This window comes from Streptomyces sp. NPDC001020 (genome assembly GCF_053599115.1).
Map to the genome: position 1 here is coordinate 49,203 of NZ_JBSFLQ010000030.1, position 19,541 is coordinate 68,743.

At 69.6% G+C, this 19,541-nt stretch carries 22 protein-coding genes; 11 read left to right on the plus strand and 11 right to left on the minus strand.

Features of this window, described 5'->3' with window-relative positions:
• Nucleotides 1-57: 57 nt before the first annotated feature.
• Nucleotides 58-1,749, minus strand: a complete 1,692-nt coding sequence (locus ACWDEX_RS25850) for a fumarate hydratase (RefSeq protein WP_450466382.1) — start codon at nt 1,747-1,749, stop codon at nt 58-60.
• Nucleotides 1,750-1,948: 199 nt separating this feature from the next.
• On the opposite strand from ACWDEX_RS25850, the gene ACWDEX_RS25855 reads away from it, so the two are divergent.
• Nucleotides 1,949-2,653, plus strand: a complete 705-nt coding sequence (locus tag ACWDEX_RS25855; RefSeq protein WP_450466383.1) for a DUF1707 domain-containing protein — start codon at nt 1,949-1,951, stop codon at nt 2,651-2,653.
• A 163-nt stretch (nt 2,654-2,816) separates the two neighbouring features.
• Nucleotides 2,817-3,185 (plus strand): WhiB family transcriptional regulator, encoded by a 369-nt coding sequence (locus tag ACWDEX_RS25860; RefSeq protein ID WP_450466384.1) that lies wholly within the window; start codon nt 2,817-2,819, stop codon nt 3,183-3,185.
• Between the two features lie 134 nt (nt 3,186-3,319).
• Here ACWDEX_RS25860 and glpX read toward each other — a convergent pair whose 3' ends face one another.
• Nucleotides 3,320-4,354, minus strand: coding sequence for a class II fructose-bisphosphatase (gene glpX / locus ACWDEX_RS25865; RefSeq protein ID WP_450466385.1), 1,035 nt, complete (start codon nt 4,352-4,354; stop codon nt 3,320-3,322).
• A gap of 125 nt (nt 4,355-4,479) precedes the next feature.
• Here glpX and ACWDEX_RS25870 point away from each other — a divergent pair, with 125 nt between their 5' ends.
• Entirely contained in the window at nt 4,480-5,001 is a 522-nt protein-coding gene (locus tag ACWDEX_RS25870; RefSeq protein WP_450466386.1) for a DUF4245 domain-containing protein, read from the plus strand.
• Nucleotides 5,002-5,108: 107 nt separating this feature from the next.
• Here the strand turns inward: ACWDEX_RS25870 and ACWDEX_RS25875 are convergent, their stop codons facing one another.
• The 3 genes from ACWDEX_RS25875 to xseA form a co-directional block, all read right to left on the minus strand.
• The gene (locus tag ACWDEX_RS25875) at nt 5,109-5,699 is read right to left on the minus strand and encodes a malonic semialdehyde reductase (protein WP_450466387.1); all 591 of its coding nucleotides are present in this window, start codon (nt 5,697-5,699) and stop codon (nt 5,109-5,111) included.
• Nucleotides 5,700-5,863: 164 nt separating this feature from the next.
• Nucleotides 5,864-6,097 carry an exodeoxyribonuclease VII small subunit gene (locus tag ACWDEX_RS25880; RefSeq protein WP_450466389.1) on the minus strand — a complete coding sequence of 78 codons (234 nt, stop codon included), beginning with the start codon at nt 6,095-6,097 and terminating at the stop codon, nt 5,864-5,866.
• A gap of 9 nt (nt 6,098-6,106) precedes the next feature.
• Entirely contained in the window at nt 6,107-7,315 is a 1,209-nt protein-coding gene (gene xseA, locus ACWDEX_RS25885) for an exodeoxyribonuclease VII large subunit (protein WP_450466390.1), read from the minus strand.
• A 135-nt stretch (nt 7,316-7,450) separates the two neighbouring features.
• Between xseA and ACWDEX_RS25890 the strand changes: the two genes are divergently transcribed.
• Nucleotides 7,451-8,446: a 4-hydroxy-3-methylbut-2-enyl diphosphate reductase gene (locus ACWDEX_RS25890; RefSeq protein WP_450466391.1), complete on the plus strand. Its 996-nt coding sequence runs from the start codon at nt 7,451-7,453 to the stop codon at nt 8,444-8,446.
• A gap of 93 nt (nt 8,447-8,539) precedes the next feature.
• Complete coding sequence (gene ppgK, locus ACWDEX_RS25895; protein WP_450466443.1) at nt 8,540-9,343, plus strand: polyphosphate--glucose phosphotransferase; 804 nt, start codon at nt 8,540-8,542, stop codon at nt 9,341-9,343.
• Nucleotides 9,344-9,418: 75 nt separating this feature from the next.
• Here the strand turns inward: ppgK and ACWDEX_RS25900 are convergent, their stop codons facing one another.
• The gene (locus ACWDEX_RS25900) at nt 9,419-10,057 is read right to left on the minus strand and encodes a DUF6542 domain-containing protein (protein ID WP_450466392.1); all 639 of its coding nucleotides are present in this window, start codon (nt 10,055-10,057) and stop codon (nt 9,419-9,421) included.
• 202 nt (nt 10,058-10,259) lie between these two features.
• Between ACWDEX_RS25900 and ychF the strand changes: the two genes are divergently transcribed.
• The 3 genes from ychF to ACWDEX_RS25915 all read left to right on the plus strand — a co-directional run bounded on the left by ychF (nt 10,260) and on the right by ACWDEX_RS25915 (nt 12,779).
• Nucleotides 10,260-11,348 (plus strand): redox-regulated ATPase YchF, encoded by a 1,089-nt coding sequence (gene ychF, locus ACWDEX_RS25905; RefSeq protein WP_450466393.1) that lies wholly within the window; start codon nt 10,260-10,262, stop codon nt 11,346-11,348.
• A gap of 346 nt (nt 11,349-11,694) precedes the next feature.
• Nucleotides 11,695-12,213 (plus strand): SgcJ/EcaC family oxidoreductase, encoded by a 519-nt coding sequence (locus ACWDEX_RS25910; protein ID WP_450466394.1) that lies wholly within the window; start codon nt 11,695-11,697, stop codon nt 12,211-12,213.
• Nucleotides 12,214-12,293: 80 nt separating this feature from the next.
• A complete protein-coding gene (locus tag ACWDEX_RS25915) occupies nt 12,294-12,779 on the plus strand; it encodes a MarR family winged helix-turn-helix transcriptional regulator (RefSeq protein WP_450466396.1) in 486 nt (161 codons plus the stop codon).
• Nucleotides 12,780-12,905: 126 nt separating this feature from the next.
• On the opposite strand, the gene ACWDEX_RS25920 is transcribed toward ACWDEX_RS25915, so the two are convergent.
• Complete coding sequence (locus ACWDEX_RS25920) at nt 12,906-13,667, minus strand: globin domain-containing protein (protein WP_450466398.1); 762 nt, start codon at nt 13,665-13,667, stop codon at nt 12,906-12,908.
• 73 nt (nt 13,668-13,740) lie between these two features.
• On the opposite strand from ACWDEX_RS25920, the gene ACWDEX_RS25925 reads away from it, so the two are divergent.
• Nucleotides 13,741-14,106, plus strand: a complete 366-nt coding sequence (locus tag ACWDEX_RS25925) for a winged helix-turn-helix transcriptional regulator (RefSeq protein WP_450466400.1) — start codon at nt 13,741-13,743, stop codon at nt 14,104-14,106.
• Between the two features lie 111 nt (nt 14,107-14,217).
• On the opposite strand, the gene ACWDEX_RS25930 is transcribed toward ACWDEX_RS25925, so the two are convergent.
• The 4 genes from ACWDEX_RS25930 to ACWDEX_RS25945 all read right to left on the minus strand — a co-directional run bounded on the left by ACWDEX_RS25930 (nt 14,218) and on the right by ACWDEX_RS25945 (nt 17,574).
• Entirely contained in the window at nt 14,218-15,006 is a 789-nt protein-coding gene (locus ACWDEX_RS25930) for a class I SAM-dependent DNA methyltransferase (RefSeq protein WP_450466401.1), read from the minus strand.
• A gap of 227 nt (nt 15,007-15,233) precedes the next feature.
• A complete protein-coding gene (locus tag ACWDEX_RS25935; protein WP_450466402.1) occupies nt 15,234-16,205 on the minus strand; it encodes an ABC transporter permease subunit in 972 nt (323 codons plus the stop codon).
• A complete protein-coding gene (locus ACWDEX_RS25940; RefSeq protein ID WP_450466403.1) occupies nt 16,202-17,149 on the minus strand; it encodes an ATP-binding cassette domain-containing protein in 948 nt (315 codons plus the stop codon). Before ACWDEX_RS25940 ends, ACWDEX_RS25935 begins: the two co-directional genes overlap by 4 nt.
• On the minus strand, nt 17,146-17,574 hold the full coding sequence (locus ACWDEX_RS25945; protein WP_450466404.1) for a GntR family transcriptional regulator: 429 nt from the start codon (nt 17,572-17,574) through the stop codon (nt 17,146-17,148). Before ACWDEX_RS25945 ends, ACWDEX_RS25940 begins: the two co-directional genes overlap by 4 nt.
• Nucleotides 17,575-17,850: 276 nt before the next feature.
• Here ACWDEX_RS25945 and ACWDEX_RS25950 point away from each other — a divergent pair, with 276 nt between their 5' ends.
• Complete coding sequence (locus ACWDEX_RS25950; RefSeq protein WP_450466405.1) at nt 17,851-18,528, plus strand: hypothetical protein; 678 nt, start codon at nt 17,851-17,853, stop codon at nt 18,526-18,528.
• A 2-nt stretch (nt 18,529-18,530) separates the two neighbouring features.
• Nucleotides 18,531-19,535 (plus strand): hypothetical protein, encoded by a 1,005-nt coding sequence (locus ACWDEX_RS25955; protein ID WP_450466444.1) that lies wholly within the window; start codon nt 18,531-18,533, stop codon nt 19,533-19,535.
• Nucleotides 19,536-19,541: the final 6 nt, after the last annotated feature.

A 19,541-nucleotide genomic window follows, 5' to 3' on the forward strand; every position in this document is an offset into this window, starting at 1 on the left:
CGAACGGGCCGGGCGGGTGCGGCGGGAGCGAAAACGGCTCCCGCCGCACCCGAGAGGTCACGCCAGACCGGGTCCCCGCACCGGGATCGACGTGAACGTCGGCTGCGGCGCCGGGTCCTGGAAGAAGTCGTTCCCCTTGTCGTCCACCACGATGAACGCCGGGAAGTCCTCGACCTCGATCTTCCAGACGGCCTCCATCCCGAGCTCCTCGTACTCGACGACCTCGACCTTCTTGATGCAGTCCTGGGCGAGCCTGGCGGCAGGGCCGCCGATGGAGCCGAGGTAGAAGCCGCCGTGGGCGTCGCACGCGTCGGTGACCTGCTTGCTGCGGTTGCCCTTCGCGAGCATCACCTTGGAGCCGCCCGCCGCCTGGAACTGCTCCACGTAGGAGTCCATGCGGCCGGCGGTCGTGGGACCGAAGGAGCCGGACGCGTAGCCCTCGGGGGTCTTGGCCGGACCCGCGTAGTACACCGGGTGGTCCTTCAGGTACTGCGGCATCTCCTCGCCGCGGTCCAGCCGCTCCTTGATCTTGGCGTGCGCGATGTCACGGGCCACGACGAGCGGACCGGTGAGCGAGAGCCGGGTCTTGACGGGGTACTTCGTCAGCTCCGCGAGGATCTCGTCCATCGGCTGGTTGAGGTCGATCCTGACGACGTCGCCGTCCTGCTCCGGGCTCGCGGCGGAACCGCCGGCGAGCTCGGCGTCCGTCGTCTCCGGCAGGAACCGCGCCGGGTCCGTCTCCAGCTGCTCCAGGAACACGCCCTCCGCGGTGATCTTCGCGATCGCCTGCCGGTCGGCCGAGCAGGACACCGCGATCGCCACCGGGCAGGACGCGCCGTGGCGGGGGAGGCGTACCACACGCACGTCGTGGCAGAAGTACTTGCCGCCGAACTGCGCTCCGATCCCGATCTTCTGCGTCAGCTCGAAGACCTTCTCCTCCAGGTCCTTGTCCCGGAAGCCGTGGCCCAGCTCGGAGCCCTCGGCGGGCAGCTCGTCCAAGTAGTGCGCGGAGGCGTACTTCGCGGTCTTGAGCGCGTACTCGGCGCTCGTACCGCCGACGACGATCGCCAGGTGGTACGGCGGGCAGGCGGCCGTGCCCAGAGAGCGGATCTTCTCCTCCAGGAACTTCATCATGGAGGCCTCGTTCAGGACGGCCTTCGTCTCCTGGTAGAGGAAGGACTTGTTGGCGCTTCCGCCGCCCTTCGCCATGAACAGGAACTTGTAGGCACCGCCGTCCGTCGCGTACAGCTCGATCTGCGCCGGCAGGTTCGAGCCGGTGTTCTTCTCCTCCCACATGGTGAGCGGAGCCATCTGCGAGTAACGCAGGTTCAGCCTGGTGTAGGCGTCGTAGATACCGCGGGAGAGCGCCTTCTCGTCCTCCCCTTCGGTGAGGACGTGCTGCCCGCGCTTGCCCATCACGATCGCCGTACCGGTGTCCTGGCACATGGGCAGAACACCCGCGGCGGCGATGTTCGCGTTCTTCAGCAGGTCCAGCGCGACGAACTTGTCGTTCGCGGATGCCTCCGGGTCGTCGATGATGCGCCGCAGCTGGGCCAGGTGCGCGGGCCGCAGGTAGTGCTGGATGTCGTGGATGGCCTCCTCGGCCAGCTTGCGCAGTGCCTCCGGCTCGACCTTGAGGAACGTCCGCCCGTCGGCCTCGAAGGTGGAGACGCCCTCGGAGGTCACCAGCCGGTACGGGGTGGTGTCCTCACCCGTGGGAAGCAGATCGGTGTACGCGAACTCAGGCATCTCGCCCATTCCTCACTAGACAGACAGCGGCTGGCCTTCGTCGGCAGCGTCCACCAGCGTAGGACCTGGCGCCGACGGGAAGCTTGTGAGGTCCGGCTCAGTTCGGAGGGTGACCGGTCGAGTGTCGGTCGAGGGCGGGTTTTCCACAGGTCCGGCCGAGGGGTAGTCGCGATCTATCGCGTTTAGGTACGCTTCTGCCGTGGACCTTCACAAGAGCCCCGTCTCGACGGACCGGCAGTCCGTGCCCCCCGCCGAGCTGCGCTGCTCCGACGCCGACCGTGACCGCATCGCCGACATTCTGCGCGAGGCCCTGGCCGAGGGTCGTCTCACCGCCGAGGAGCACGCCGAGCGCGTCGACGGTGTGCTGAGTGCCAAGACGGTCGGCGAGCTGGAGCGGTTCGTCCGGGACCTGCCCGCGGCTCACTCGAGGCCCACCCCTTCGGCGTACGCGCCGGTGTCCGACCGACCCGCGCCAGGGGCGATCCCGGCCGGGCCCGACGAGAACCTGGTGGCGGTCTTCAGCAGCGCCGTGCGCAGGGGGCGTTGGCGTCCCGGCCGCCGTATGCACGCGTATGCGGTCTTCGGCAGTGTCGAAATCGACCTGAGTGAAGCGATATTCGAGCACCAGCAGGTCGTGATCAAGGCGATCTCGGTCTTCGGTGATGTGCAGATCCGCGTCCCGGAGAACGTCTCACTGCGCGGCACAGGCGGCGGTGTACTCGGCAGCTTCGAGGTCCACCCGCTGGATTCCGGTGAACCCAACGCCCCCGTCATCTACGTGGATGGGCTGGCCGTTCTCGGGAATGTGGAGGCTAGGCCCAAGCGGGGCAAGCTGGTCGCGGACATCCTCGACCGTGTTTCGAGCAAGGTGGACAGGGCTTTGCGCAAACACCTGGACCGTTGACGCTTGCGAATTCAGTCGCGTCCGAACCGAATCGGTCCCTTTTCGGCGGCATGAACTCCCCCTGGAATTCCAGCGGTTGGGAACGCAGTGCATAGGCGCGCGCACAGCGGGTAGGCCTTGGTGCATCGTCTCTCGCTCGCGAAGCCGTCGTCAGGAGTAGACCGTGCTGCAACCGCCGCATTCGTCCCGGGTCGCTGACGTTCCGCACCCGCGGGTGCCAGTACGCGACAGAGAACAGGACGCTCCCTGGCATACGGAGGCGGTGTGCCGGCGCGACGAGGCCGGCCTGTTCTTCGCGCCCTCCAAGGAGCCCACCGCGGCCCGGCTGTCCCGCGAGGAAGCCGCCAAGCGGGTCTGCGCGCGCTGCCCGGTGATGGTCGAGTGCCGGGAACACGCGCTGCTACAGCCTGAGCCGTACGGAGTGTGGGGCGGCCTCACCGCCGCCGAGCGGCGCGTGGTGCTGGCCCGGCGCCGCCGCCGCGACCTGGAGCTCACGAAGGCCGCACGGGGGGCGATAGCGGCGGCCGGCTGAAGGTAACGCACCGAAGGGGTGCCCTCTCCGCACCGAGGGCGCCCCTTCCTGCAACAAGGCGTACAGCGGACCCGCGGGGCTCCCGCCCTTTCGGTGCGCACCCTTCTGGATCCCCGCGGTACTCCGTCCGCCGTCTACTGCGCGCGGTCGAAGTCGATCGCGCTGTACGCGCGCAGCTTGCTCAGCCGGTGCACGGATTCGATGCGGCGGACCGTTCCGGACTTGGAACGCATGACGATCGAGTCGGTGGTGGCCGTCTCGGACCGGTAGCGCACACCGCGCAGCAGCTCGCCGTCCGTGATGCCGGTGGCCACGAAGAAGACGTTCTCACCGGAGACCAGGTCGTCCGTGGTCAGCACCCGGTCGAGGTCGTGGCCGGCGTCGAGGGCCCGCTGCCGCTCCTCGTCGTCCTTGGGCCACAGCTTGCCCTGGATGGTGCCGCCCAGGCACTTCACGGCGCAGGCCGAGATGATGCCCTCGGGCGTGCCGCCGACACCGAGCAGGAGGTCGATGCCGGTGCCCTCGCGCAGCGCCAGGATCGAGCCCGCGACGTCGCCGTCCGAGATCAGCTTGATCCGGGCGCCGGTCTCCCGGATCTCCTTGATGATGCCCTCGTGGCGCGGCCGGTCGAGGATGACGACGGTGACGTCCTCCGGAGTGGACTGCTTGGCCTTGGCGACACGGCGGATGTTCACCGACACGGGCGCGTCGATGTCGACGAAGTCGGCGGCCTCGGGGCCGGTGACGAGCTTGTCCATGTAGAAGACGGCGGACGGGTCGAACATCGTGCCGCGGTCGGCGGCGGCGAGCACCGCGATCGCGTTCGGCATGCCCTTGGCGGTGAGGGTGGTGCCGTCGATCGGGTCCACGGCGATGTCGCACTCCGCGCCGGTCCCGTCACCGATCCGCTCCCCGTTGAAGAGCATCGGGGCTTCGTCCTTCTCCCCTTCGCCGATGACGACGATGCCGTTCATCGACACGGTGTGGACGAGGGTCCGCATGGCGCGTACCGCGGCACCGTCGGCGCCGTTCTTGTCCCCGCGGCCGACCCAGCGGCCCGCGGCCATCGCTGCGGCCTCGGTGACCCGCACCAGCTCCAGGGCCAGATTGCGGTCGGGGGCCTCGGAGGGAACTTCGAGCTCGGACGGCAAGTGATGATTCTCGGTCATCGGAGCGCACCTTTCTGTACGACGACGGCCGGATGAGGGTGGCCCCACGACTCTACCGCCGGGCTTACAAAATGAGCAGGGGGGCCCACGGATGAGCAGACCACCGCACCTGCGACGATAAGGACGTGGCAGGTATGAAAGGCAAGCAGAAGACGGTTCGGGACATGATCCTCTCCCTCGCCCTGATCGGGCTGATGGCGGGCGTCATCTATCTCTTCATCCCGCACGACGACCACGCTCCCGACCTCAAGCGGATCGACTACCGGGTCGAACTGATCGGGGCACGCCGCGCGGCGGCCTATCCGGTCGCGGCCCCCGAGGGCCTGCCCGACACCTGGAAGGCCACCTCGGTGCGCTACCAGGCCGAGCCCTCCAGCACCTGGCACCTCGGCTTCCAGGACCCCGAGGGCCAGTACGTCGCGGTCGAGCAGTCGACCGGGAAGGCGTCCGAGTTCATCGCCGACGTCACCAAGGGCGCGCAGGGGACGAAGGTCACGCAGGACATCGGCGGCCGGCAGTGGCAGCGCTACACGGGTGGCCGCTACGACGCGCTCGTGCTCAAGGACAACGGCTCCACGACGCTGGTGGCCGGCACGGCGTCGTTCGTGCAGCTGACGAAGATGGCGGAGGCGCTGCGCACCACGTGACGCTCCCGCGGGCGATGTCGTGACGGCATCCCCGCGCCCTTTCGGCCAGGCCTGCGCGACGGGCCCCCGGCGTCGTCGCCGGGGGCCCGTCGCGTGTGTGCGGTAGGTCAGACCGTGGTGAAGACCTGGTCGAACTCCAGGCGCGGGGAGCGCGGGTACGAGGCGTTCTCGCCCGGCCTGCCGATGTTCACGACCATCAGCGGGGTGTGGTCGTCGTCCAGGAACTCCTTGCGGATGCCCTCGGCGTCGAAGCCGGTCATCGGGCCGGCGGCCAGGCCGGCGGCGCGGACGCCGACGATGAAGTACGCGGCCTGGAGGGCGGCGTTCAGCGCGGCGGAGCCTTCGCGGACCGGGCGCTCGGCGAAGAACGCGTCCTTGGCCTGCGGGAAGGCGGGGAAGAGGGTCGGCAGTTCCTCGTGGAACTCGTTGTCCGCGGAGAGGATCGCGACCAGCGGGGCGGTGGCGGTCTTGGGCTGGTTGCCCTCGGCCATGTGCCGCACGAGGCGCTCACGGGCCTGCGGGGAGCGGACCAGCGTGATGCGCAGCGGGGTCTGGTTGAAGGCGGTCGGGCCGTACTTGACCAGGTCGTAGATCGCCTGCACCTGCTCGTCGGTCACGGGCTCGTCCGTGAAGGTGTTCGCGGTACGGGCCTCGCGGAACAGCAGGTCCTGGGCGGCGGGGTCAAGAACGAGGGGCATTGCGTGAACTCTCTCGGGTGGTGCGTCGGATCCGGGGATCCGGTGGATGGATCCGACGGTACGAGAGATCAGTTCAACTTTCAACAAATACGGGGCCTGCGGTGATCGACTTCACAGTGCGTGAGGTGGCGAAGCCGCTCGGCGCGGGGGTGTGCGAGGCCGGATCACCCGGAACCCTCCGCACCGTCCTCCCCCTCGTCCTCGGCGAGCGCCGCGTCGAGCCGCTTGCGGGCGCCCTCCAGCCAGGTCCGGCACACCCTGGCCAGCTCCTCCCCGCGCTCCCACAGCGCCAGGGACTCCTCGAGCGTCGTCCCTCCGGCCTCCAGGCGCCGTACGACCTCGATCAACTCGTCCCGCGCCTGCTCGTACCCGAGTGCCTCGTCCGTCTTGCTGGTCATACGCCCACCCTATTTCTCGACCCGTACCGTGAACTCGCCTTCGGCGACCCGCGCCCGCAGCGTCTCCTGTGCCGACACCTCGTCCGGCGTGCGCACCACGTGCCCGTCGAACTTCTGCAGCACCGCATACCCGCGCTGGAGCGTCGCGGCAGGCGACAGGGCCACCACGCGCGCGTGTGTGTGCGTGAGCTCCGACTCGGCGCGGTCGAGCAGGTGTCCGAGCGTGCGCCGGCCGCGGTCGACCAGTGCGGCGACCCGGTCGGCCCGGTCGTCGATCATGCGGTGCGGATCCTCTATCGAGGGCCGTGCCAGCGCGTGCGCGAGACCGCGCTCCTCGCGCTCGACGAACGCCAACACACACCGTCGCGCCCGGTCCCGCAGCGCCTGTACGCGCTGCAGTTCCTCGCCGACGTCCGGCACGACCTTCTTCGCGGCGTCGGTCGGGGTCGAGGCGCGCAGGTCGGCGACGTGGTCGAGCAGCGGATTGTCCGGCTCGTGCCCGATGGCCGAGACGACGGGCGTGCGGCAGGCGGCCACCGCCCTGACCAGTTGCTCGTCGGAGAACGGCAGGAGGTCCTCCACGCTGCCGCCGCCGCGCGCCACGATGATCACTTCGACGTCGTCGTGCGCGTCCAGTTCCTTCACGGCCTGGACGACCTGGGGTACCGCGTGCACGCCCTGCACGGGCACGTTGCGCACCTCGAAGCGGACGGCGGGCCAGCGCAGCCGCGCGTTCTCCAGCACGTCCCGCTCGGCCGCGGAGGCCCGCCCGCAGACGAGCCCGATCAGCTGTGGCAGAAAGGGCAGCGGCTTCTTGCGCTCGGAGGCGAACAGCCCCTCGGCGGCGAGGCTCTTCTTCAACCGTTCCAGTCGCGCGAGCAGCTCGCCGACGCCCACGGGCCGTATCTCGACGGCACGCAGCGAGAGCTGCCCCCTGGGGGCGTACCACTCGGGCTTGGCATGGACGACGACCCGGGCACCCTCGCTCACGACGTCGGCGACCGCGTCGAACACCTGGCGGTAGCAGGTGACACTGATGGAGATGTCGTACGAGGGGTCGCGCAGCGTCAGAAAGACGACACCGGCGCCGGGCCGCCGTGAGAGCTGGGTGATCTGCCCCTCGACCCACACCGCCCCGAGCCGGTCGATCCACCCCCCGATGAGCCGCGACACCTCACCGACGGGCAGGGGAGATTCCGCGGACGTGTTCACAGCCATGCGCCCGAGAGTAACGGCCGGGACCGACAACGCCAGTGCCTGAACAGTCAACGTTCGCGCCGGTGAGCCCGCAGGCGGCACCCGGCTCACCCTTCGGCCTCCGGCCCGCCCGGGCGCGGCCTTACGATGGTGCGCATGACCGCTTCGCCTGGCCGCCGTGTTCTGCTCGCCGCCCCCAGGGGCTACTGCGCGGGTGTCGACCGTGCCGTGATCGCCGTCGAGAAGGCCCTGGAGCAGTACGGGGCCCCCATCTACGTGCGCCACGAGATCGTCCACAACAAGTACGTCGTGCAGACCCTGGAGAAGAAGGGCGCGATCTTCGTCGAGCAGACCGAGGAGGTTCCGCCGGGGAGCATCGTCATGTTCTCCGCGCACGGCGTCGCGCCCACGGTCCACGAGGAGGCCAAGGAGGGGCGGCTCGCCACCATCGACGCGACCTGCCCGCTGGTCACCAAGGTCCACAAGGAAGCCGTCCGTTTCGCCCAGGAGGACTTCGACATCCTCCTGATCGGGCACGAGGGCCACGAAGAGGTCATCGGCACGTCCGGTGAGGCCCCGGACCACATCCAGCTCGTCGACGGCCCCGAGGACGTGGCGAACGTCGAGGTGCGGGACCCGTCGAGGGTCGTCTGGCTCTCCCAGACGACGCTCTCGGTCGACGAGACCATGGAGACGGTCGACGCGCTCAAGGAGAAGTTCCCGCAGCTGATCTCCCCGCCCAGCGACGACATCTGCTACGCCACGCAGAACCGCCAGGTCGCGGTGAAGCAGATGGGCGCCGAGGCGGATCTGGTGATCGTGGTCGGCTCCCGCAACTCGTCGAACTCCAAGCGGCTGGTCGAGGTGGCCAAGCTCGCGGGCGCGCGCGAGGCGTACCTCGTGGACTTCGCCGACGAGATCGACGAGGCCTGGCTGGAAGGCGTGTCGACGGTCGGCCTGACCTCGGGCGCCTCCGTCCCCGAGGTCCTGGTCGAGCAGGTACTGGAGTGGCTCGCGCAGCGCGGCTTCGAGGACGTCGAGATCGTCAAGACGGCCGAGGAGACCATCGCCTTCTCGCTTCCCAAGGAGCTGCGCCGGGACCTGCGCGCGGAGGCGGCGGCACTCGTGGCGGAGCGCACCCGCGAGAAGTGAGGTCGTGCCCGTCGCACGGGCCGGCAGTGAGGGTTGCGGTGGCCCTACGACGTCGGGGAGTGCCGGATGGTCCCACGACGTACCGTGGTGCCCATGCAGCTCTTCGGCGTTGACATCGGCGGATCCGGCATCAAGGGCGCTCCCGTCGACCTGGACCGGGGCGATGTGACACAGGAGCGCTTCAAGGTGCTCACCCCGCATCCCGCGACGCCCGGGAGTGTGGCCGACGGGGTGAAGGAGGTCGTCGGCCACTTCGGCTGGACGGGCCCGGTCGGCGTCACGTTCCCCGGGGTGGTCACCGGCGGCTCCACGATCCGCACGGCGGCGAACGTCGACCCGAGCTGGATAGGCACGGACGCCCGTGCCCTGTTCGGCGAGCGTCTGGGCGGCCTTCCGGTGACGGTGGTCAACGACGCGGACGCGGCAGGCGTGGCCGAGGTGCAGTACGGCGCGGGCCGCGACCGCAGCGGCACGGTCATCATGCTCACGCTCGGCACGGGCATCGGCAGCGCCCTGTTCGTCGACGGCGTCCTTGTCCCGAACACGGAACTGGGGCATCTGGAGCTGGGCGGCCACGAAGCGGAGAAGCGGGCCTCGACGAAGGTCAAGGAAGACCGCGGCATGACGTGGGAACAGTGGGCCCGCCGCGTGCAGAAGTACCTCGCCCATGTGGAGATGCTGTTCTCCCCCGAGCTGTTCGTCATCGGCGGCGGCGTCAGCCGCAAGGCCCAGAAGTTCCTGCCGCTGATCGAGGGCGTCAAGGCGGACATCGTCCCGGCGCAACTGCAGAACAACGCGGGGATCGTGGGCGCGGCGATGACGGCGGCGAAGGCCCAGGCCGGACAGGGTCTTTCGTTCGGATCCGACGCGGTGTCAGGGCCCACGAGCCCCGCGTGATCCGAACGAAGGAGCCCATGGGCGGCGGCGGGCAAGCACCGGGGTCCCTCGGCCGCCGGACTCCCGGCGTGGCGGTCAGGCCGGGCGGCGGCGCTGTGCCACACGGCGGCGCAGCATCCGTACCCCGCGTACCGTCGCGATGACGCCCGCGACGAGCGTGCCGCCGTACAGCCAGCCCGCCTGGGTGGCGAGTGCGGTGACCAGCCCCATCAGATGCCCGGTGAGCCCGTCGTCGCCGTCGGCCACGACCAGCAGACCGACGGCGTAGGCGATCGGCACCACCACGGGCGCCGTCACCAGGTCGCCGCGCCGTACCCACAGCGCGGTCAGCGCGGCCACGGGCAGGAACAGCGCGTCGTACACGGTCACCGACGCCTCGAACAGCAGACGGTCGAGACATCCGAGCGTGACCATCACGGCTGTGCAGAACAGCCCGCTGCCGAGACCGGTGAGCCGGGGGTTGGGCAGCCGCCGTACCGCCCGGACCAGCGGTGGGGTGTTCCGCCCGGGTGACGCCGGGCGCCGCTGGACGCCGACCTTCCCACGGGCCGCGGGCCGTGCCGCAAAGGCACCGCCCCGTACTTCGGGCCGTCCTCGGCCGGCGGGCCCGGCAGCCGTGCCGGGTCGCACCGTCGCGCCCCGCCGGCCCTGCGGGGGAAGGGGCGCACCGTGTCGCTGTTCGTGTTGCCGGGGTCGCGTCCTGTGTTGCTCCACTGGACCAACTTAGGTCGTTTTATGTGCGAAATGGCCCCTCAGACACGCCGATGACGAGACCTTGGCCAAGCGTTCGATACGTCGCCGGTGCGGCGCCCGGCACACCGTAGACTGGGGGATCGGCCCGCACACCCATCCTGACGGACCCGGGCCCATACAGCCCCAGTCCAGTCCTCCAATCTCACGTACGGGAAGTCGCAACGTGTCGCTCACGATCGGAATCGTCGGTCTGCCCAATGTCGGCAAGTCGACCCTGTTCAACGCCCTGACCAAGAACGACGTGCTGGCGGCCAACTACCCGTTCGCAACGATCGAGCCGAACGTCGGTGTCGTGGGTGTCCCCGACGCCCGTCTCACCCAGCTGGCCGGGATCTTCAAGTCGGAGCGGATCCTCCCGGCGACCGTCGACTTCGTCGACATCGCGGGCATCGTGCGCGGCGCGAGCGAGGGCGAGGGCCTGGGCAACAAGTTCCTCGCGAACATCCGCGAGTCGGACGCGATCTGCCAGGTCATCCGCGCCTTCAAGGACGAGAACGTCGTCCACGTGGACGGCAAGGTCTCGCCCAAGAACGACATCGAGACGATCAACACCGAGCTGATCCTCGCGGACCTGCAGACGATCGAGAAGGTCCTGCCGCGCCTCCAGAAGGAGTCGCGGATCAAGAAGGACGTCGCCCCGAAGGTGAAGGCCGTCGAGGAGGCGAAGGAGATCCTGGAGAAGGGTGACACGCTCTTCTCGCAGGGCATCGTCCAGGGCAGCGAGCGCGCGGAGCTGCTCCACGACCTGCACCTGCTGACCACGAAGCCCTTCCTCTACGTCTTCAACGTCGACGAGGACGAGCTGATGGACGACGGCTTCAAGGACGAGCAGCGCGCTCTGGTCGCCCCCGCCGAGGCGATCTTCCTCAACGCCAAGCTGGAGGCCGATCTCGCCGAGCTCGAGGAGGACGAGGCCCTCGAACTCCTCCAGTCGGTCGGCCAGGACGAGCCGGGCCTCGCCACCCTGGCCCGCGTCGGCTTCGACACCCTGGGCCTGCAGACCTACCTGACCGCGGGCCCGAAGGAGTCCCGCGCCTGGACGATCAAGAAGGGCGCCACCGCTCCCGAGGCCGCCGGTGTCATCCACACCGACTTCCAGAAGGGCTTCATCAAGGCGGAGGTCATCTCCTTCGGCGACCTGGTCGAGACGGGCTCGGTCGCGGAAGCCCGCGCCAAGGGCAAGGCGCGCATGGAGGGCAAGGAGTACGTCATGCAGGACGGGGACGTGGTGGAGTTCCGCTTCAACGTCTGACCTGTCGCTCACTGCACGCCAGGTTGATCGTCAAGCGTCCGGGTCGGAGGGGGTCGCGCTCCAGCGAGCGCGACCCCCTTCCGTGTTCCCGCGCTGGCATGGTGCGGGGGTCGGCCGGAATCCGGCACATGCGTGGGTCGAACGGGGCCAGTCCGATACGGGTCTGGCCCCGTTGCAGTACCCGCGGGGCCGCGGACCCGCGCGTGGGGCGGGCGCGGCCGTTTCGTGCCTCGCATCTACGGGCCGCCGGGTGGTTGACGCGAACCATAATCTCTCTCTAAATTAGAGAAGTACGAAAAAGGAGAAGCGCTGAATCAGAGAAGACCCTGACCGAAGGAGCCCCCTCATGAACGCCATGACCCAGGCCCGCCTCGCCGACCTCGACGCCCGCGCCGTACTCGCCGACCTCGCCGCCCGCGCCGTACTCGCCGACCTCGCCGCCCGCTGGGACGCCGGCGACGGAAAGGGCTACGGCGAGCTGTTCACGCCGGACGCCACCTACGTGCAGTTCAACGGGGTCCTGTTGAACGGTCGCGAGGAGATCGCGGACATGCACGACCTGATGTTCCGCACCATGCTGTACGGCACCCGACTGGTCGTCCCCGAGGTGGAGAGCGTCCGCTTGATCGGCGAGGACTGCGCTGTCGTGGTCTCCACCGGTGCGGTGCTCTACCCCTGGCAGAAGCAGGTCACGCCGAAGCGGTTGTCGAGGCAGACCCTGACCCTGCAGCGACGGGACGGGCGGTGGCTGATTGCCGGCTTCCAGAACAACCGCGTCAAGCCCTTCCCCACGAGCGGGCCGCTGTTCGAGGTGGCGAGCCGGGCTGTCCGCCTGCGCGTCGATCGCGCCCGGCGGGCCGCCTGAGCCCCGGCCACGGGCGGTCCCGCCGAAGGTCCGCGCCAGTACCCTGGCCGGAACCGAACGGCAAGAAAGGCAGCGCCACGATGCGACCGCACGGAGAAGAGGACGGCGCCCTCGGCGCCCTCATGTCGCTGGCCACGGCCCTGCGCGTGCAGGCGGCCAGAACGGTCCTCTTCCAGGCCGCGGTGGCCCAGTCGGTAGGACTCAACGCCACCGACTTCAACTGCCTGAGCCTGCTGGACCTGGAGGGTCCCATGACGCCCGGTCAGCTCGCCGAGCGCGCCGGACTGAGCCGGGGTGGGGCCATCACCACGGTGATCGACCGCCTTCAGAGGGCCGGATACGTACGCCGTCGGCCGGACGCCGAGGACCGGCGGCGTGTCATCGTCGAGACCGTGCCCGAGGCCTTCGCCGAGCACGTCGATGCCGCCTTCGCCGACTTCCGGTCCGCACTCGGCGAGTTCCTCGCGTCACTCAGCCCGGAACAGCAGGAACTCCTGCTCGACGTCACCAACCGCAGCAACGAGATCTTCCACACCGAGACCCTGCGGCTCCAGGCGCGGACCTGACGGCCCGATCCCGTCCCGCTCCCGGGAGGCCCGGCCCTCGTACCGCTCGGCGACGGCAACGCCGGAGGTATCCGGCGACCAGGTGCCGGGCCCCATACCTCGGACTCTGCTCGGACGTCAGTGCGATCAGCCCCGGTACGGCGGTGTGATGCCCCAGTCCCAGCGGGGCATCGGGGAATCGGGCAGCGGGGGCGGGTTGGGGCCCGAGTAGATCAACGCCATCCGCGTGCCCCATTCCAGGTAGTAGGCGAAGACCGCACGGAATTCGGGGTCGTCCGGCAGGCCGACCTCGTCGGCGGTGTCCGTCAGCAGGGCCACCCACCGGCGGCGGTGCTCTTCGGTGAGTGCGCGGCCCAGGTGCCGCGATGCCATGTGGCGATGACCGCCGCGCTCGGTGCTGTACCGCGCAGGACCGCCGAAGACCTCGCCGACCCAGGCCGCGACGTGCGCGGGGTGGTGCGGGTCCATCCCGGCGAAGACCGGGGCGAGGAGTTCGTCCTCGGCCACCCGCTCGTAGAACCGGGCGAACAGCCGCTGGAAGGCCTGCGCCCCGCCGGCCCACTCGTACAGGGTCGGAACCGAGCCGCCCCGGCCCACGACGTCGGTGACCTCGTAATGGCGCATCTCCTCGATCGACTCGACGTACGGCTTGATCTCGGCGAAGAAGGCCGCGAAGTGCTCACCCCCACGGAAGCCTTCGAGGTGGTCCTCGACGGATGTCCAGCGGATACGCAGAACGTAGGCGCCCGGATCCTCGATGCAGCGGGTCAGTTCGTAGTCCACGCACTGCTCGGCCTCGCCGAGCGGCCCGGCGGCCCGCAGATACGCCTTCTCGAATTCCGCCCGTCGCTCTTCGGCGATCCGGTACCGGATGTGCTCGACAATCATTCGAGGACTGAAACAGCATCCCCGGGCCCCGGCAAGGGCTGACCCGTTGGTAAGCACCCGGAACAGGACAGCGATGGCGACGCCGAAACCCGCATCCGAGAACGGTCAACGCTTCTCCTGCCCCGTCGAGTTGACCTTGGAGGTGATCGGCGGCAAGTGGGCCACGGTCGTGCTGGCCCACCTGAAGGAGGGCGCGCACCGATACGGCGCGCTCCGGCGGCGGATACCCGAGGTCAGCGAAAAGGTACTGGTCCAGCGGCTGCGCGGGCTGGAGGCCAGGGGACTGGTCGAGCGGCGGTCCGGCGGCGGGAGACCGGCGGAGGTCGAGTACCGGCTGACCGAGGAGGGGCTGAGCCTTGCCCCCGTACTGGAGGCGCTGTACGCCTGGGGCGAGCGGCGCGCGGCACGCACCGGTGTCCTGATCGAGCCCCCGGAGTGACCGCATCTGCCCTCGCCGACGGCCGGGAAGCCGGATGCGGGCGGCACCTCGATGCCCCCGCACCCCCACCCGCCCCGGGCGCCCGGCCCCCGGGGCGGTGTCCCGGAGTGTTCAGCGGGCAGGGCCATGGGTGACGCGGATCTTGGACTGGCCGTGCGGGAGTTTCTCCCAGTCGTCCATGAAGCGGGCCGTCAGACCGTGGCGGGCCGCGAGGTCGACGAGCGTCTCGGTCCGGTAGTAGAAGTCCTCGCGCAGTACCTGGTGTTCGGAGCCCGTGGTGCGGTCGAAGGTGAAGTCGAACCAGCCGTCAGGGGCGAGGATGCGCCCGACGTGCGCCAGGCACTCGTCGATGACGTCCAGGGGCGAGTGGGAGAAGACGCTGTGCGCGTGCACCACTCGGAAGTGAGCGTCAGGCAGGAAGTCGAAGGTGAGGTTCTGGACCAGCGCCAGATGCGGCACCTTGGCGCGCAGGTCCCGCTCGATCAGGGTGTGGCGGGCGGCGGCGAGGATGTCGGGGGAGATGTCGATGCCGTGGTAGGCGCCGGGCTCCAGGTAGTCGATGAAGCGCCAGCCGGCCCGTAGGTTGCCGCAGCCGATCTCCAGGAGCCGGTCGGCGGGGTCGAGGCCGTGCTGAACCAGGTAGTCGAACTGCATCTGCCCCAGCCGCAGCCAGCTCTCATGGCTGCGGCTGCCCACGGCCGCCTCCGGGTTCCGGGCGGTGTCGCTGCGCATCACCGCCCGGTAGTAGGAGACGTGGTCCCGGTGGCGCAAACGCAGCCATGCGTCCCGCCCCGCGCGCAGCAGGTACCCGGGCACCCGGTGGGGATGCCGCAGCGCGTAGCCGGCGCGGTGCAGGAGTGAACTGCGGTTGGCGGTGAGGTTTTTCTGTGCAGGGGGCATGGGACGTGAAGCTCCTGTCCGTGAGTGAGTGAGTGAGCGAGCGAGCGAGTGAGTGCGGGCGGCGGGTGCTGACGGCGCGCCTTCGCTAAATAACTAGTGTGTTAGTGGAAGTAGGGCGTGAAGAGCCCCGGCCGAAGACAGCGCGAGAGACGAGGTGGACGGAGACCGGCGGGGAGTGCGGGCGGCGCACTCCCCGCCGGGGTGGCTGACGAGGCCGGTCAGGCCGGTCAGAAGGCCCTGCGGCGCAGGATCGCGTAGACGGCGGCGGTGGCCGCCGCGGCGCACGCGAGCAGGAGGACCGTCTCGACGCCCTGCATCGGCCAGAACTGGTCGGCCGAGTGGTACTCCTCGAAGACGGTGCCCGTGCGGCAGGTGCCCGGGGCAGGGCACTGGTCGTACGGCAGCCATGTGCCGTCCTTGCGGACGACGCCGTCACGCAGCATCCACACCTCGCCCTTCAACTGGTAGCCGCCGTGCCCGACCCAGGTGCGCACCGGCAACAGGTGGGGCCGCACCCAGTAGGTGAGGGCGGTGAGACCCGCACAGACGACGAGCGTGATGCCCATCGCGGGCAGGGTGCGCCGCACCAGGACGCCCACGAGTACCCCGACGGCGAGGGCCAGCACGGCCGTGGCGACGGGCACGATGCCGAAGGTGGGGTAGACGGTGGCCTCCCAGCGGCCCCACACGTTCTGCACGGTGGTGTGCCGTGCGGCCGCGAGCACCCAGGCCGAGGCCAGCGAACAGCCTGCCGCGGTGGTCGCGACGACCGCGGCGGGGACGGCCAGTTGGGCGGTGAGCCACCGGGTGCGGGAGAACGACTGGGTCAGCATCAGCCGGTGCGTGCCCCGCTCCAGTTCCTGCGCGATCAGCGGCGCGCCGACGAACGCGCCCACCAGCAGCGGCAGCAGCATCAGCGCGTACTGGAAGTACTGCACGGCCGTTTCGGCGTCCATCAGGCGGCTGATCGTCGCATCGCAGGCGGGGCTCAGCGGCGTACAGGCGTCGCTCTGTCTCCTGCTCTCGAACAGTGCCGCGCGGTCGGCCGCCGCCCAGGCGAAGGCCGCGAGGAGAACGAGGCCGGCGGCCAGGAACAGGGGCCGCTGACGCCGGGTCACCGTGCGCAGCAGTCCCGATCGGGACGTGACGGGGGCCGAGCGGCGGGAGCCGGTGGACGGGGCAAGGGTCTGCGTGCTCATGCCGCTGCCCCCGTGTGCGTCGCCTCCGGGACGGTTTCGCCCAGGGGGCGGGCGATCCACGGCGGGGCCTGGGGGGAGCGCAGGTAACACATCAACAACGTCTCCAGAGAGGGCTCTTCGCTCTGCCAGGGGCCGCCCGGCACGGTGCCGTCGCCGCGAACCAGGAGCGTCGTCTGCCGCCCCCGGATGCGAGCCTCCACGACACCGGGCAGGACCGACGGGTCCAGCGCACCGGGTGCGGCCCCGACGGTCGAACCGGTGAGCAGCCGGTGGCCGGCCAGGGCCTCGTCGACGGGGCCGGACATCCGGACGTGGCCGTCGTCGAGGAGCAGCACCTCGTCGGCCACCCCATCCAGTTCGGCCAGGACGTGTGAGGACATCACGATGCTGGTGCCGCGCTCGGCGGCGTCCGACATGAGTACGGCGGTGACGTGGTGGCGGGAGAGCGGGTCCAGGTCCGCCAAGGGCTCGTCCAGCAGCAGTACGTCCGCCGCCTTGCCCAGTGCCAGGGCGAGGGCGACGCGGGTGCGCTGCCCGCCGGACAGGGACCCGATACGGGCGTGTTCGGGTATCCGGCCGTCGAGCATCCGCGCGGCGAGGTCGGGCCGCCAGCCGGGGTTGAGGTCGTGGCCCATCCGCAGGGTCTCGGCGACGGTGAGCCGCGGGTAGAGCGGCTTGTCCTGTCCGACGAACGCGAGCCGTGCCCGACCCGAGTCGCTGTCGGGGTCCTCGCCCAGCAGCCGCACCGTCCCCTTGTGCGGTTGCAGCAGTCCTGCGGCCGTTTCCAGGAAGGTGCTCTTGCCCCCGCCGTTGGGGCCGACCAGCGCGCAGACCCGGCCCGCGGGCAGTTCCAGGCAGACTCCTCGCAGTACGGACTTCCCGCCCCGCCGCACGTCCAGGCCGTCGGCCCGTACGGCCGCCGCCCCTTCGGTCCGGTCGATCATGACGTCCTCGCCTTCCGTGTCCGCGCGCCGGCTCCACTGTCCGCGGCGCCATCGGCGAACTCGCGTTCCACCACGGACGTCACCAGGGCGATGACGTCCTCCTTGTCCAGACCGGCCCGGCGGGCGCGTGCCGTCCACTGCAGCAGTTCGTCCCGCAGCTCGTTGTCCGTCTCGCCCGCGCCGAGCGTGCGCAGCACGAACGTGCCGAGCCCCGGACGCGGTTCGACCAGACCCGAACGCTCCAGCTCCCGATAGGCCTTGAGCACGGTGTTCGGGTTGACGGCGGTGGCCTCCACCACCTCGCGGGCGGTGGGGAGCTTGTCCCCGGGCCGCAACAGACCGAGCCGTAGCGCCTGCTCGGTCTGCCTGACGATCTGCTGGTAGGTGGGGACTCCGCTGCGTCGCTCGATGCGGTACTCGATCACTTCCACCACCCTTTAACTAATGTGTTAGTGAAAGATAGGAAGTCGATCTTCCCCGTGTCAAACGGGTGCGGGGTAGGCGCTGCCGCGGGTGTGCCGGCGGGCGCGACGGCGGCCCTGTGTCCCGGCGTGGTCGGCGGGAGAGGCATGGGCGGGCTCGCTCCGCGACGTTCAACCTCTTTGCCCCGAGTCGTTGGTGAAGGTGTACCTGGTGTTCCCAACGGGCTCGCGGATAGGCTGAGTTAGCTCGTGTGAACCCTCGTTCTGCCGGGAGTGTCCGTGCACCGCCGACGTGTCCTGCCCGCCGCCGTCTCGCTGACGGCTGCCGCTGCCCTCCTCCTCACCGGTTGTGGGGGTGGAGGCGAGAAGTCCGATGGGGACAAGATCGCGGGGACGGGCGACGCGGCGTCGCAGAGCGCATCGCCGACCCCGTCCCCGTCCGCCGCGGCGCCGAGCGTCAAGGGGCCGGACATGGCGTTCCCGGCAGACGTGAAGATCACCTTCCCCGCGGCCGACGTCACGGACCCGGCGCAGGTCGCCGCCGCCCGGGACGCCGCGAACTTCATTCGCTCGTTTCACTACGGCATCGTCAAGCAGGACCCCGACGACGCGGCCTACAAGTTCTACTCCGAATACCTGAGCCCTGCCTTCAAGTACGCGAAGGGGCAGATCAAGGCGGACGTCGACGACGGCTACACCATCAGCGGGGAACTCCGCTTCAGTCGGACCAAGGTCGCCATGGCCGGCAACAAGGCGACGGCCGTTGTCTCGTTCTGCAGTGACGCGTCCAAGTTCTACAGCAAGCAGGTCAAGACCGGGAAAGTGGATGTGACCACTCCCAGTGTCAGGGACTACACCTCGTGGCAGATCCTCATGGCGCCTTCGAAGAGCGCCAAGGGCCTGTGGAAGGCACGGCAGACGCAGGTACGCGACGGTGTTGAGGAGTGCAGGTCGTGAAGATGCGCAGAGGGCTTGTTGTGTTGGCTTCGAGTTGCGTCGCCTTGCTGGTCGCGGGTGGACCCGCGACGGCCGCCAGGCACAACGGCAACGGCAACACGAACGCGTCCGGTTCGAAGCACGGTGACAAGATCACTGCCGAGGTCGGCTACACCTACTCCTTGCCCAGGGGTCCGGGCTCGGGTCCCATAGCCTCGGTGGACTCCAACTGGACTCCGCCGCCTTGCTGGTACGCGCCGGTGTACACCGCCACCGAGTTCAAGGAGTCACGACGCAGCCTCTGGTACGCCGCCGTTCACGACCCTGACGCGAGGGGCCAGATCCAGAGCGACATCGCGAAGGAGAACCAGGGCTACGCCAAGGACGACTACAACATAGACAAAGAGAAGGAAGGCATGTGGTGGGACGTCCAGTTCAGCGACGACGCCACCCTCGAGCAGATGCAGAAGTGCAACAAGCCTCCCTTCTGGGTCAAGAACGGCGAGACCCCTGACGTCCCTCAGGCCGTCAGCCCCGAGATCCTCGCCGGCCTCGCCTACAAGCAGATGAGGGTGCCCGGCACCAAGGTCTCGCTCGCTCCGGCCGACATCACGAAGGTGAACCTGCCCACCTGGGCCTGGTTGGACAAGGCGGAGTTCAAGCCGGTCTCGGTGACCGCTTCCCTTGATGTTCCAGGGCTGCACATCGAGGCGACCACCACCGCGACGCCGAAGGGCCTTACTCTCGACCCGGGCACGCAGGACGCGACTCTGTTCCCCGCGAACGGGCAGTGCACTCTCGACGGTGACTCCATCGGTACGCCCTGGAAGAAGGGTGTTTCAGGCGCCCCGCCCTGTGGAGTGACGTATCTGCGGTCGTCGGGCGACGGGACCTTCGACCTGCGGGCGACCGCCACGTGGGAGGTCGCGTGGAAGGGCACGGGCGGCGCGGGCGGCACCATGCCCGACGGGCAGTACGGGAGCCACCAGCCGGTCAAGGTTCAGGAGATCCAGGCCGTCAACCGCTGACGTGCT

Excerpts from the sequence above, each read along its gene's own strand:
- ACWDEX_RS25850 (WP_450466382.1), bottom strand. The coding sequence starts at position 1,749 with ATGCCTGAGTTCGCGTACACCGATCTGCTTCCCACGGGTGAGGACACC.
- glpX (WP_450466385.1), bottom strand. The coding sequence starts at position 4,354 with ATGACCGAGAATCATCACTTGCCGTCCGAGCTCGAAGTTCCCTCCGAG.
- ACWDEX_RS25875 (WP_450466387.1), bottom strand. The coding sequence starts at position 5,699 with ATGCCCCTCGTTCTTGACCCCGCCGCCCAGGACCTGCTGTTCCGCGAG.
- ACWDEX_RS25880 (WP_450466389.1), bottom strand. The coding sequence starts at position 6,097 with ATGACCAGCAAGACGGACGAGGCACTCGGGTACGAGCAGGCGCGGGAC.
- xseA (WP_450466390.1), bottom strand. The coding sequence starts at position 7,315 with ATGGCTGTGAACACGTCCGCGGAATCTCCCCTGCCCGTCGGTGAGGTG.
- ACWDEX_RS25890 (WP_450466391.1), top strand. The coding sequence starts at position 7,451 with ATGACCGCTTCGCCTGGCCGCCGTGTTCTGCTCGCCGCCCCCAGGGGC.
- ppgK (WP_450466443.1), top strand. The coding sequence starts at position 8,540 with ATGCAGCTCTTCGGCGTTGACATCGGCGGATCCGGCATCAAGGGCGCT.
- ACWDEX_RS25910 (WP_450466394.1), top strand. The coding sequence starts at position 11,695 with ATGAACGCCATGACCCAGGCCCGCCTCGCCGACCTCGACGCCCGCGCC.
- ACWDEX_RS25915 (WP_450466396.1), top strand. The coding sequence starts at position 12,294 with ATGCGACCGCACGGAGAAGAGGACGGCGCCCTCGGCGCCCTCATGTCG.
- ACWDEX_RS25920 (WP_450466398.1), bottom strand. The coding sequence starts at position 13,667 with ATGATTGTCGAGCACATCCGGTACCGGATCGCCGAAGAGCGACGGGCG.
- ACWDEX_RS25925 (WP_450466400.1), top strand. The coding sequence starts at position 13,741 with ATGGCGACGCCGAAACCCGCATCCGAGAACGGTCAACGCTTCTCCTGC.
- ACWDEX_RS25930 (WP_450466401.1), bottom strand. The coding sequence starts at position 15,006 with ATGCCCCCTGCACAGAAAAACCTCACCGCCAACCGCAGTTCACTCCTG.
- ACWDEX_RS25935 (WP_450466402.1), bottom strand. The coding sequence starts at position 16,205 with ATGAGCACGCAGACCCTTGCCCCGTCCACCGGCTCCCGCCGCTCGGCC.
- ACWDEX_RS25940 (WP_450466403.1), bottom strand. The coding sequence starts at position 17,149 with ATGATCGACCGGACCGAAGGGGCGGCGGCCGTACGGGCCGACGGCCTG.
- ACWDEX_RS25955 (WP_450466444.1), top strand. The coding sequence starts at position 18,531 with ATGCGCAGAGGGCTTGTTGTGTTGGCTTCGAGTTGCGTCGCCTTGCTG.